The organism is Candidatus Accumulibacter similis, assembly GCA_013347225.1.
In the GTDB taxonomy this organism is placed as follows: Bacteria; Pseudomonadota; Gammaproteobacteria; order Burkholderiales; family Rhodocyclaceae; genus Accumulibacter; species Accumulibacter similis.
Map to the genome: position 1 here is coordinate 4,051,380 of CP054595.1, position 12,799 is coordinate 4,064,178.

Here is a 12,799-nt window from a genome sequence, read left to right on the forward strand (position 1 = left end):
CAACAAGATCAGGTACTCCAGATGCGCGGCGGCACCGCCTCCCTGGCCAGCGCCAGCGGCCGCAACCGCCGCCAGACCTCGGTCAGCCACGCCTTTGCCGGCTCGCTGGCCGGCCCAAGACAGCGCGCCACGAGCACGCCGGGCAGCGCCGTCACACCGACCCGCAGGCCGACCGCCGGCGGCACCGCGCGGCAGGCAGCCAGCCATTCCGCTTCGACCGGCCGGCCGGCGAGCAGCAGCGTGCCGCTCACCGGCAGGCCGCCGAGGCCAGCGGCGGCAGCGAGCCACGGCGAACCGCCGCGCAGGCAGCCTCGTTCGATCCACAACGGCCGCCCGGCCTGCTCGATGCGCGTCGACAATTCGAGCCGACCCTGGCTGAAACGCTCGCCAGCGGCCGTTCGCCCAAGGCAGAGGATTTCCCAGCCACAGTAAACGGCGCCAGCGGCCAGATCGACCCGCGTCCGCATCTGCGCCTCGGCGCCGTCGAAGACGATCGTCTCCTGTGGCAACCACTCGACGATGGCCTGTCCGTCCACGCGCACGTGCAACGATTGCCGCGCGCGCCGCCCCCCTGAACGATACCACTTGCCGGCGCCCGGTGTCGTCAACTGCGCGTGCGCAGCCGCCGCCGCGGCGACAACGATTTCCAGGCTGTCGCCACCGGCGATACCGCCCGGCGGATGCAGAACTATCGCCTGGCAGACCGCCAGCCCTTCCGGGTAGAGCGCCTTCTGCACACGCAGCGGCCCAAGGTGGGCACAGTCGGCCAGCAGCGTCCGCTCGCCACGCCGTTCGAAGCCAAGCGTCAGGCGAGCCTGCCAACCCGGCCGGGGGACATCGCCGACCGCCGGCGCGGCGCTGGACGATGCGAACCGGGTGCGCTCGCTCAATCCGCCCAAAGCCCCCCCAACGGGAAGCTGATGGCGGCGAACGGCGGCTGCGCAACGGCCGCGTCGTCCTCCAGAACGGCAAGCAACAGCCACTGGCCGTCGCGGTTCTCGAAAACCTCCAGGATGCGCAGATCGGGATCGACGAGCCACGCGTGTCTCACCCCGTGCGCGGCGTAGATCGGCAACTTTTCCGCCCGGTCGACGCGTGCGGTCGCCGGCGACAGGATCTCGCATACCCAGTCGGGAGCGAGATCGAACCAGTCGGTCTCGGGCAACCGCGGCAGGCGTTCGCGCCGCCAGCCGGCCACATCTGGGACGAGGATGTGCTGCGCGAGATGAAGCTCGGGTTCGTCGAGAATCCACCAGCCGCCGGGACCATTGCGCGCCAGGTCGAACGGACCGCCCAGCTCGAAGCCAAGCGAAGAACACGCCCGGGCATGCCGGGGGGCCGGCCGCGGATGGGTGAGCAGACGGCCGTCGATGATCTCGCCGACGACGTATTCCGGCAGAGCGAAAAGATCTTCGTAGACAGAGGGTTTCTCTTGCGGCAGACCCATGGCGGTTTCCGATCATCGACCGAGCCAAGTCTAGCGCGGATCGCCTGCCCCGACAAACAGCAGCGAGCCGGATCGCCGCGCCGCCGCGCGAGCGTGTGGCGGGCGAATCGCTGTCCTCGGTGAGCGACGAGTCCAGCAGCCATCCGGCATCACAGGCGCCGGGAGGCTTCCCGCAGCCCCTGCCAGTGGTCTTGTCGCTGCTCGTCAAAACGCCGATGATGTGTGCCACTCACCGCAAGGACACCTCAATGATCAGCCGCGGCCGACCGGACCCTGGCGCATCGGCCAGCACCGGGGTGCTGCCGCTCTCGCCTGCCCCGCTCGTCATCGCATGAGCGCGAACATTCACCATCGCTGGCAGCGCTACTGGCTGCCGATGGGCGCCACCCTGAACCTCGACGCGGATGGCTTCCTGCCCGATCCCGAGTGCCGGTTCGGCCGCCACTACAACCCCGGGTTGCGCCCGCTGGAGGCCTTGCGTGCCGTTCCATTTTTGATCCTGCTGGGCGAACCCGGCGCAGGAAAATCCACCGTGCTGCAAGACGAGGCCAAAGCGCTCGAGGAGGCCGGTCAGACCGTCCACTGGCTGCGGCTCAATGAGTACACCGCGGCCGATCTGGCTCACGAAGTGTTCCGCTCGCCAAGCATGACTACGTGGCAGCAGGGAACGGACCGGCTCTACCTGCTCCTCGATGGTCTGGACGAGGGTCGCCTGACCATTCCCAACGTCGCCCGCCTGCTGCTGCGCGAACTCGAGAAACTGCCGCGGGAGCGGTTGTCCCTGCGTCTGAGCTGTCGCACCGCCGAATGGCCGCCCGGTCTTGCAGACGAACTCGATGCGCTCTGGCCCTGCGGCGAAGCCGACGATGAGCGACAACCAGACGAAAATCGCCCGACCACGGCAAATGAGAGCCGCGCGGCATCCCGCGCCTACGAACTCGTACCGCTGCGGCGGCGCGACGTGGAACAAGCGGCGCGGGACTACGCGATCGATCCGGCAAACTTCCTGCATCAGGTTGGTGACCTGGAGATCGCGGCCTTCGCCGCCTTGCCCAACACCCTGCGCATGCTGCTGAAGATCCAGAAGCACGACCAGCGCCTGCCCGCGACGAAGCAGGAGATCTTCCGCCAGGGCTGCATCCTGTTGGCGGACGAACTGAGCCAGAGTCGGATTCAGGCGGGTTTCCGAGGCCGCCTGAGCTCCGCAGAGCGCCTCGCAGTCGCCGGACGAATCGCCGCCATGCTGCTGTTGGCAAGCAGGCAGTCGATGTGGCTGGGGCAAGCACTGGAACTTGGGGCGGACGATCTGTCGCCGGCGGAAGTTTTCGGCGACAACGAAGGTGCCGGCGAGTTGGTGTTCCGGGTCGATGACCATGCGGTGCAGGAAGTGTTGAACACAGCCCTGTTCACCGCCCGTGGCGATCAGCGACTGGGCTTCGGACACCAGAGCTGGACCGAGTACCTGGCCGCCGCCTATCTTGCCGAACGTACAGCAGACCCGGCACGACTGCTCACGCTGATCTCGGGCGAAGACCAGCGCATCCCGCCGCGACTGTCCGAGTTGACGGCCTGGTTGGCGAGCCTGTCGCCTCCCGTGTTCGACATCGTGGCGGAGACCGATCCGGCGCTGCTGCTGCGCGGCGACCTCCGGGCGTTAGACGCGGAGCGGAAAGACAGGCTGCTGGATCGATTGCTGCACGCCTTCCTGGAAAACCAGGTCAATCTGTGGGATTCGCAGACGCGCCCGCACTTCCGCAAGCTGGCACATGCCGGAATCAGCGAACCATTGCGGCGCTGGCTGGCAGACCGCAGCTTGCCCGAAGACGTGCGCGCTGCCGCACTGCAGATTGCCTTCGCCTGCAGGGCAGACGGACTGGCGCAATTGGCGGCCGACCTCGCGCTGGATGAGGCCGAAGCGCCGCGCATCCGCCACGCCGCGGCGCAACTGGCGGTCGAACGCGGCGATTGCACGGTCCTGGCGCGCCTGCGTCCGCTGGCGATCGGCACGGCAGCGACGAACCCCGAGTTGCGGTCGCTCCTCCTGACCCGGCTGTGGCCGCATCAGGTCAACACGCAGGAAGTGTTCGCGGGCTTCACGAGCGCGGGCGACTGGCAATGTCTGGGCACCTACCGCCATTCTCCCGGCGAACTGGTCGATCGCTTCGGCCCAACCGACCTCGTCGTTGCGCTCGATTGGCTGCAGGCAAGCAAGCATTCCCCTTCTGCGTACGATGTTGACGATCTGGCAAGCGCCATCATCGCCAGAGCCTGGCAATGCATGAACGACCCCGCCATTTGCCGGGCCTTCGCACCGGTCGCATGGGGGTGTCTGCAGCGTTACGACAAACTCTTCATCCGGGGTGACGAAACGGCCGAGGGCGCGCACCCCTTTGCGGCCGACTCCGGGAAGCGCAGAACGCTGGTGCTCGCGATCCTCCCTCTGGTCAACGACCCGGCAGAGCATATCGGACCACTCGTCTACGCAGAGAATCCCTTGCTGCTCCCCGACGACCTGCCCTGGCTTCTGGAGCAGTACGAAGCGGCCGCCGACGGGCAGCAGCGGACGCGACTGGCCTCCTGCATGCAGGCACTGTATTCACCGGATGCCGATCGCGACTGGACGAACCGTCTGGTTGAAGCAGCTTGTCGGGACGCTGCCCATCCCTTCTCGCCGCTGGCTGATGCCATGGCCCGCTTGGTCGAGCCGATCTGGCTCGGTACGGAAGCCGAAAAAGAAGCCCGGGAAAAGCACGCGCGTCAGCTTGAATTCATGCAGCAAATGTCGCAGGCTAGGCGCCGGCTGGATCCTCCAGCTGCACAGCGGGTGCAGAACGCCCTCGACGACTTTGCGAGCGGCAATACCGGCATCTGGATGAAGCTATGGCAGGAGTTGAGCCTCGAAGACAACGCTCCGGGATACCGCGTTTGGCCGTCTACGCCGATCCTCAAGACGCCTGGCTGGCAGCGCGCCAACGAGGCGCAGCGAATGCTGATCGTCGATTGCGCCCAGTCGTGGGTGACGGCCATTTCGCCTTCCAAGCTGCAGATTGACTTGCCGAACGGGCAATTTTCGCGTTCACACGTCGCCACCTGGTTGGCCCTCGCGCTGCTGCGCCGTGAGCGGGCCGGCTGGCTTGGCGCAGCCACTGAAGAGCGATGGTCAGTGTGGCTTCCCGCCATCCTGTCGTATCCCTTTGAACGCAGCGACCCTGCCCGGGGCATGCTGCTTCGCCTGGCCAGTGAGAGGTTTCCGGATCGCGTGCTCGCCGAAATCGGCCAGCAACTCGACAAGGAGGTCGCCGCGGAAAGTCGCCAGTTCACCGGCCTCGGTGACCTGCAGGCAGTCTGGTCGCCGCAGGCAGCGGCAATGGTCCATGCGTACCTGCAGCGGCTGACCGACCCCGATCAACGCAAGGCTTTCCTGCACGTGCTGCTCCGCCGGCAAGGCGCAGCGGCGGTCCGTCTGGCCTTGACCGAGTTCGCGGCAGCGGGCGACGCGACCAGTCGTTCTCTCGAACTCGCCGCAATGCTGATGGAACATGCGCCAAGTGAAGCCTGGCCGGTGCTTTGGGCGAGGAGCCAGCAGGACCCGGCGTACGGAGAAGCCCTGTGGACCAAACTGGCGCCGAGACGCGACTGGCTGGCCGCGCTGCAGCCATCGCAATGGGCGGAACTCCATCTCTGGCTGGAGGAGCATTTCCCGGCCGCTGGCGATCCTGTGCGACCGACCATGCAGGTCTATTCGATCACCAGCCGCGACGAGGTCGCAGAGCTGCGCGACGCCTGTGTCGGACACCTGTCGTCGGCCGCGACGGTCCAGTCGGTCGCTGCCCTCCAGGATTTGTGCGATCGATTGCCCGGGCGGAACTGGTTGGTCGCGAGCCTGCTGTCTGCCCGCTCGGCGCTGCGCGACAGCAATTGGTGCCCGATCCGCCCATCGACGCTGCTGCAGTTCCTCGAACGTACCGACGCCCGCCTGGTGCGCAACGAGGCGGAACTGGGCGACGCGGTCCTGGCCTCGCTCGCGCGGCTACAGAGACTGTTGCAGGGAGACACGCCCCTGGCGCCGTTCCTGTGGAATGTAGAACACGACGAACGCTCCGGAACGCCGAAGGGCGAGGACCGGCTGTCGGATTTCGTGCTGCATCATCTGCGACGCGATCTACCCGGCTCGGTCATCGATCGCGAGGTGCAGGTGCGGAATCTGCGGGAGAGCGGGATCGGCGAGCGCACCGACCTGAAGGTCGAGACACGGGCGGCCGACGGATCTCCTCTGGTGGTGATCATCGAGACCAAAGGTTGCTGGAACCGTGGGCTGATGAGCGACCTGGAAGGCCAGTTGAAGAAACGCTACCTGCAAGCGCATGGCACCGCGCACGGGATCTACCTGGTCGGCTGGTTCGGCTGCGACTTCTGGGTGGACTGCAAGCAAAAAAGGGCGTGCCTGCGCCACGCCCAAAGCGCGGCGGCTCTCCAGTCAGCGCTCGAAAGCCAGGCCCGCCGAGTGTCGGACGAGACCTCCCGGATCGTTGCGCTGGTGCTCGATGCGACCCACCCCGCGGCATAGCGCGGGGGACCGGCTGCCGATGAATCGCGGCCGTGTCGGCAAGCCTGCGACGACCGCCACAGCCAGCTCGGGATGTCTTGCTGCCGCGGCCGCCAGTTCGCGGCGGACCTTGGCGGCGAACGGCTCGCTGCCCTCGACCAGGTAGATCAGCGCGCAGGCGTCGAAGAAAGCAATCACCAGTCGCGCTCGGCCTTGAGGTCGGCATCGATCTGCGCCTTGCTGCGCTGCCCGGTCGTCGACTGCGCGAGCAGCCACTGCACGGCGCTCATGTCCCCGATCGTCGCCGCTTGGCCGTGGGTCAGACGCCGGTACTGATCCTCCGACAGCAGCACCACCGCCGCCAGCTTGTTACCCTTGACGAGATGTACCGGACCATGTTGCAAACCCTCTTCGATCGCCGCCATGCCACGACGCCTGATTTCGGCAAGGGTGAGCGTGTTGTTCATGGTGACGCTTCCTGAGCACGGGACGAAAACTGGATCATACCGTTGTCGCCACCTTGTCAGGCGCGAACCGGTCATTTCCGACGACGAATTCAACCGCTCGGCCGGCTGTCCTCGTCTCCGCCGGCGCCCGCAAGCTGCGGCGCCCCGACCGCAAGCCGGCGCGGCTTGCCCGCAAGCCTGCGGCGCCTGCGTTGCCGCTGCAGGCGCTTGCGCGCAGCCGTGCGCGCCTCGTCATGCAAGGCTTTCCTCGTTGCGCGAACGGCGCCGGGGCTGGCGCGCGAGCGTCGCGGACTGGCGCGCCGGCCGGCGAGCTGCACGGCGCTGGCTCCTTCGCTCGCCGGCAAGCCGCCGCGGCGTGCGCGCGAGCTGCCGCGGCCCGTGCGCCGGACTGCGGGCCTTGCCCGCGGCCTTCCGCAGCTTGCCCGCAGGACTCCGCGGCTTGCCGGCGGTGCTGCGGGGCAGCGACGGCGGCGGCTCAGGGTTGCGGCGGCTCGCTGCGGCGGCGGCTGTAGCGCGCCGACATCGCTTCCTTCATCGTTGCCAGCGCGGCGCCCTTGCCGATCACCTTGGCGACGGCGTAGCCGTCAAGCGCGAAATTCAGGATATCGCTGCCGAGCGCCATCTCGGTGTCGTCGGCGTTGGCGACCAGGCGCCGCAGGCGGGCGAAGCGCGGACGCAACTGATCGAGACTGCGCAGATCGTGTTCCGCCTCGGCGAGATCGAGTCCCGGCGGCAGCATCTGACGGTTCTCGGCAAGCACGATCAGCGCCTGGCGGCAGAAGGCTTCGGACTTGTCGCCCATCTTGCTCAGATTGCGCCGCTGCTCGACCGACAGCTCGATCAGGCCGGCGAGCTTCTGCTCGACGGTGCTCAGCGCCGCGTCGAGGGCGGCGAGATCTTCGTTGCTCAGCGAAACGGATACCAGGTTCTGGCTCATGGCAGGGCTCTCCACGTGTGGGTCGGGAACGCGACGCCGGCAGTATCGCACGCTTGCGAAAGGGTCATCAAGAGCGTTCCGGCCGGGCGTCAGGCCGCGCCGCGGCTCCGGCGTCCGGGGGCTGGAGTCTGGCTACCGTCGGCCGGCAGGGCGTGGGTGGTCGCCGGCGAGGTCGCCGGCGAACGACTCGCCACCGTCACGCGTCGCCGTCGCCCCTGGCGCCGAGGTCGCGCGCCAGACAATCGGCGATCTCGTCGTCGCTCCGGCCCATCGCCTGCAGCAGGGCGAAGGTGTTTGCTTCCACTATCTGTGCGTTGGGGTGCTCGCCGCCGAGGCTGGCGACGACGATGCGCCGCGCCCGGCGCAGCAGCGGCTCGGCTTCGACCTGGCGGTTGGTGTCCTGCAGCAGTCGGGCCAGGTTGTTGAGGTCGCGCGCGACGTTAGGATGCGCGTCGCCGAGGCTCGCCTCGTCGATCGCCAGCGCGCGGCGCATCAGTGGCTCGGCTTCGGTTAGGCGGTTGGTCGCCTGCAGCAGGTGGGCAAGGTTGTTGAGGTCGATCGCGACCCTGGGGTGCGCGTCGCCGAAGCTCGCCTCGTCGATTGCCAGCGCGCGGCGCAGCAGCGGCTCGGCTTCGGCCAGGCGGTTGGTCGCCTGCAGCAGTAGGGCCAGGTTGTTGAGGCGGATCGCGACGTTGGGGTGCGCGTCGCCGAAGCTCGCCTCGTCGATCGCCAGCGCCCGGCGCAGCAGCGGATCGGCTTCGGCCAGGCGGTTGGTCGCCTGCAGCAGTAGGGCCAGGTTGTTGAGGCGGATCGCGACGTTGGGGTGCGCGTCGCCGAAGCTCGCCTCGTCGATCGCCAGCGCGCGGCGCATCAGCGGCTCGGCTTCGGCCAAGCGCTTGGTGTCCTGCAGCAGTTGAGCCAGGTTGTTGAGGCCGATCGCGACCCTGGGATGCGCGTCGCCGAAGCTCGCCTCGTCGATCGCCAGCGCGCGGCGCAGCAGCGGCTCGGCTTCGGCCAGGCGGTTGGTCGCCTGCAGCAGTGCGGCCAAGTTGTTGAGGCGGATCGCGACCTCGGGGTGCGCGTCGCCGAAGCTCGCCTCGTCGATCGCCAGCGCGCGGCGCAGCAGCGGCTCGGCTTCGGCGTAGCGTGCCTTTGCCCACAACAACACGCCAAGGCCATTGAGCAGCCGCGCCGTCGGATCGGCGATTCCAGCCGCGTCGGCGTACCTGGCGACGGCCAGCGCGTGTGGCGCCAGCGGGTCGAGCCGCGGCCAGTGGCGGACGTCGCCGGGATCGCCAACGAAAGCCGCATCGACCCAGGCTAGCGCGGCACGCAGCGCGGCGGTGGCCGGCGCCGCGTCGTCGTGCCGGCGGCGGCTCACCTCCTGCAGCAGCCGGTGGATCGTGAAGCTCGGCGCGTCGCTGGCGCGCCGGACCAGCGAGTACGACTCGAGTTCCCGCAGCGCGGCGAGGCTGTCGGCCGGCGCGTCGGCCGGCGCGCGCGCTTCGCCGGCGTCTTCCGGCAGCGCCACGGCGAGCAGCGATTCGGGTATCGGTTCCGGCGCCAGCCAGGCGAGACGCTGCAACAGCCGCCGCGCCGGCTCGCCGAGTCGGTCGAAGCTGGTCTGCCAGGTGACCGCGACGCTCTTCGGGTACGACATCAGGCGCGCGTCGTACCAGGCGAGCACCTTCGCGCGCTGGCTTTGCCATTCGTCCAGGTACTCCGCGAAGTTCAGCCGGCGCTGGGCGATGTAGGCGGCGGCCTGCTCGAGCGCCAGCGCCAGGCCGCCGAGTTCGTCGGCGAGCTGGCGCGCCAGCGCGGTGTCGTTGGCCAGCGGGCGTCGCCGCTCGCGGCTGCGCTCGAGCAGGAAGTCGGCGGCGGCTTCGCGCGCGAGCACGTCGAGCGCGGGCAGCGCGAGGCCGCCGCGCCAGTTGGCGAGCCGGCTGCCTAGGACGACGTGGCCGCCGGCAAGTTGCGGCAGCAGCGCCTCGGCCGCCGCCGCCGCGTCTTCGGAATCGACGTTGTCGACGATCAGCAGCCAGCCGGGGTGGCCGCACAGCCAGGCCCGCACGGCGTCGTACTGACCGCCCTGGTCGGTCTCGTGCTGCTCGGGGAGATCGAGGACGCTGGCGTGGCACAGCGCGGCGAGGTTGCGCTGCAGCGCGGCGGGCGACTCGGCGCCGACGAAGAGCCGTGCGCTGTAGTCCTCGCCGCGCTGCCACGCGTATTCGAGCGCCAGGCGCGTCTTGCCGACGCCGCCGATGCCGTTGATGACGCGCGCGACGACGGCAGTGGCGCTCGTCGGGACAGCGCCGAGACTCGCCGCGAGTTCCTCGAGCGCCGCGTCGCGGCCCTTGAAGAGCGTGCCCAGGCTGGCGAACGGCAAGTTGGCCGGCCGCTTCGCGACGCCGGCGCGGGCGAGGATCTCGTTGCGCAGATCGGGGAAACGCGCCGCGAGCAGACTCGCCTCCTGCTCGAGGCCGCCCTGGCGCAGGAAGCCGAGCGCGCGCCACAGCAGGTCCTGCGCTTCGGCTTGTGTCAGTCCCTGCTGCCGACCGCGCTGCAGCCGCTCGATCGTTGCCGCGGCCAGCGCGCGCAGTTCCGCCGGGTCGAGGCGCGTGTCCATGGCCCCGCGTTCGCGCGTGCCAAGCCGGTCGCCGGCGCCCACTTCGGCGACTTCGACGACTCCGGTGATTTCAGCGATCTCGCTGAGCTGCAGCTTGACGAGAAACCACGAATCGAGGTCGGGGACGACGCGAATGAAGTCCTCGGCGAGGTGCGGCGGCAGCCACCAGATCTGGCGCTGCGGCTGCTCGCCGAGCGGCTCGCGCTTGAGGTTGAAGCGGTAGAGCGCTTCCCTGAGTTGCGCGCTATCGAGCGGCAGAGCGCCGGCGAATCCGTCGATCGAGACGACGCCCGGGGCGAGCGTCGCCAAGCGCGCCAGCAGATCGGTGGCCAGCGCCGAGGGCTCGGCGACCGCCTGCAGGGTGATCTCGTGCAGCGGAATGCCACGCGCCGCCAGGTCCTCGCGCAAGCCGGCGACGACGCGGCGGCGGGCGCCTTCGCTGCTGAATTCGACGCGCGCCAGACCCGACTCGCTGCGCTCGCACCAGAGGACGAGCCGCCGGCGGACGTCGTCGATGCTGCCCGGAGAGGGCGATCTATTCGGTCCCACCGGGCACCCGACCGCTGGCCGGGCGGGCAATCCTGTTCTGGCGAACGAGCAGGTCCACCACCAGCGGATGCACGCCGAACCAGCGCTCGCCGTTGAACTCCTGCACGGCGCGCGACCGCAGCAGCGAATAGAGCACTGGCGCGGGAATCTTGGCTTCCGGATCGCCTTCGTAGATGCGCAACATCCGTTCCGCCTTCGCTTCGTAGGCAATCGGCCGCGCCTTGCCGTCGCTTCCGGTTTCCTGGTCGTACTGGCTTTCGCCGAGCTGGCGCTCGTAGTCGGTCCGCAGTTGCCGGATGGCGCCGCTCACGTCGTCCGCCTCGATCCGCTGGCCGCCGCGCAGCAGCGCCGTATCGCCGGCGCTGGCGGTCATCGCGAAGAGGTTGCGGAGATTGCCGCCGGACGCCTCGATCAGCCGTTCCCTCTCGCCGGCGGCAAAGAGCTCCGTCCGCATGCGGGCTTCCAGGACGGCGCCGATGGCCGCCCGCCCGGGCGCATACGGATGATGCGCCTGATCGAAGACCATCGTGTCGGGGAGGACGAAGAGTGCGCTCTGCGCAACCGGCAAGGAACCGGCTCGCGGCGAGTAACCGAGCGTGATCGGAATGGTGAAGAGCAGGTGGGCGTCGAGTTCGCGGATGGCGTTGGCGTAGGTGACGAAGAGATCCTCGGTCTGCTTCGGCGAAATCCCGGCCTTGTCGAAATCCTCGAAGATGAACAGCCACTCGTGTCCGGTCGCCGCACGCAAGAGCTGGTTGCAGTGCAAGAGCAGGCGGTTGGCCGCGCCGATCAGTTCGTCGAGGCGGCTCAAGCGGTAATTCACCTTCTGCCGGTCGCGCACGCTGGCATACTTGATCTCGCCCTTGACGCTGGCGAACAGACCCGTGAGCCGGGCCCACACGGTGTCGCCCGTGACGCCGGCGCCGGCAGATGCCTGCGCGGTCGTCTCCGTCCTGCTGCTCACCATATCCTTCTCGCTGGCGAACCAGTCCTCGATGTCCTTCAGGTAAGCATCGTCGGGTCGCCGACCGGCACCGGCGGGTTGGTCCTCCGCCGTGCGCCGGGCGACTTCGATCATCATCAGGAGAACGACGTCGAAGGGCTGGAAGCTGGTCGGGTCGAGGCTCTCGCTCGCGCTCAGCCGGATGACCCGGTACTTGTCCTCCACCTCGCGCGTCAGGCGTGTCAGTTCGGTCGACTTGCCGACGCCGGCGTGCCCCATCAGCAGCGCCTTGTACGGCATGGTGCCGTGCGCCCGCCGCAAGCCGAGGCGCATCCGTTCGACGACCTGTCCGCCGCGCACGGCATTGATTTCCTGGCGGTAGAAGGCGGCAAAGTCGGCGGGAGCAATCAGCGGTTGCGGCGACAGCGCCTTGTAGAGGTCTTCGAGTGTCTCGGCGCGTTGCAGCATTTCGTGTCCTCCATGACTCGGCGGAACCCGCGAGGGAAAGCGGGCAACGCCCGAGAATACAACGAAGGAGCCTTGCGTCTCAACGACTCTGCCATGGGGCTTCATCAACTGCTGATGGGGTCGGCCGGATCGACCGCGACACCAGACCTCAGCCCGCGTTGCCGTCGTCGAACGACTGCCGCCAGCGCCCGAAGTCATCCGCCGGCATCGGCTTGCCGAACAGGTAACCCTGCAGTTCGTCACAGCCGGCTGCAGCAAGCACGCGCATTTCCTCGGTCTGTTCGACTCCTTCGGCAACCACGCGCAGTCCCAGCGTGTGGCCGAGGCCGATCACCGCCTTGGTGATCGCCAGGTCGTCGGGATCGTCGAGCATGTTCCTGACGAAGGACTGATCGATCTTCAGCTTGTCGATCGGGAATCGGTGCAGGTAGTTCAGGCTCGAGTAGCCGGTGCCGAAGTCATCGACCGAGAGCGAGATGCCCAGCGCCTTGATCGCCTGCAGCAGGTCGATGGTCAGAGTGACGTCTTCCATCAGCAGCGACTCGGTCAGTTCCAGCTCGATCATCGCCGGGTTGACGCCATGCTCGGCGATCGCCCGCCGTAGCGTCACCAGCAGATCGGGATCGTGCAGCTGTGCCGCCGAGAGGTTGACCGAGATTGCCAGTTCCTGGCTGGTCGCGCGCCAGGTCGCCAGCTGACGACACGCTTCGGCGAGCACCCAGGCGCCGATCGGGACGATCAAACCGCTGTCTTCGGCCACCGGAATGAATCGTGCCGGTGTGATCAGTCCGTGTTGCGGGTGCCGCCAGCGCACCA

8 protein-coding genes are annotated in these 12,799 nt (G+C 68.4%); 1 reads left to right on the forward strand and 7 read right to left on the reverse strand.

Translation table 11 applies throughout. The features are described from left to right. Window positions 1-8: 8 nt before the first annotated feature. Together HT579_17875 and HT579_17880 are read right to left on the reverse strand one after the other, a co-directional pair. Window positions 9-890, reverse strand: coding sequence for an urease accessory protein UreD (locus tag HT579_17875; GenBank protein QKS30622.1), 882 nt, complete (start codon window positions 888-890; stop codon window positions 9-11). Next, on the reverse strand, window positions 887-1,447 hold the full coding sequence (locus HT579_17880; protein QKS30623.1) for a Uma2 family endonuclease: 561 nt from the start codon (window positions 1,445-1,447) through the stop codon (window positions 887-889). Before HT579_17880 ends, HT579_17875 begins: the two co-directional genes overlap by 4 nt. 331 nt (window positions 1,448-1,778) lie before the next feature. Between HT579_17880 and HT579_17885 the strand changes: the two genes are divergently transcribed. Continuing rightward, window positions 1,779-6,014 carry a hypothetical protein gene (locus HT579_17885; GenBank protein QKS30624.1) on the forward strand — a complete coding sequence of 1,412 codons (4,236 nt, stop codon included), beginning with the start codon at window positions 1,779-1,781 and terminating at the stop codon, window positions 6,012-6,014. Between the two features lie 173 nt (window positions 6,015-6,187). Here the strand turns inward: HT579_17885 and HT579_17890 are convergent, their stop codons facing one another. The 5 genes from HT579_17890 to HT579_17910 form a co-directional block, all read right to left on the reverse strand. Then, the gene (locus tag HT579_17890) at window positions 6,188-6,460 is read right to left on the reverse strand and encodes a hypothetical protein (protein ID QKS30625.1); all 273 of its coding nucleotides are present in this window, start codon (window positions 6,458-6,460) and stop codon (window positions 6,188-6,190) included. Window positions 6,461-6,935: 475 nt separating this feature from the next. Further along, a complete protein-coding gene (locus HT579_17895; GenBank protein ID QKS30626.1) occupies window positions 6,936-7,397 on the reverse strand; it encodes a hypothetical protein in 462 nt (153 codons plus the stop codon). Between the two features lie 196 nt (window positions 7,398-7,593). Then, window positions 7,594-10,572 carry a tetratricopeptide repeat protein gene (locus HT579_17900; protein ID QKS30627.1) on the reverse strand — a complete coding sequence of 993 codons (2,979 nt, stop codon included), beginning with the start codon at window positions 10,570-10,572 and terminating at the stop codon, window positions 7,594-7,596. Beyond that, window positions 10,559-11,983 carry an AAA family ATPase gene (locus HT579_17905; protein ID QKS30628.1) on the reverse strand — a complete coding sequence of 475 codons (1,425 nt, stop codon included), beginning with the start codon at window positions 11,981-11,983 and terminating at the stop codon, window positions 10,559-10,561. The genes HT579_17900 and HT579_17905 overlap by 14 nt, the downstream gene beginning before the upstream one ends. A 148-nt stretch (window positions 11,984-12,131) precedes the next feature. Then, window positions 12,132-12,797: an EAL domain-containing protein gene (locus HT579_17910; GenBank protein QKS30629.1), complete on the reverse strand. Its 666-nt coding sequence runs from the start codon at window positions 12,795-12,797 to the stop codon at window positions 12,132-12,134. Window positions 12,798-12,799 lie beyond the last annotated feature (2 nt).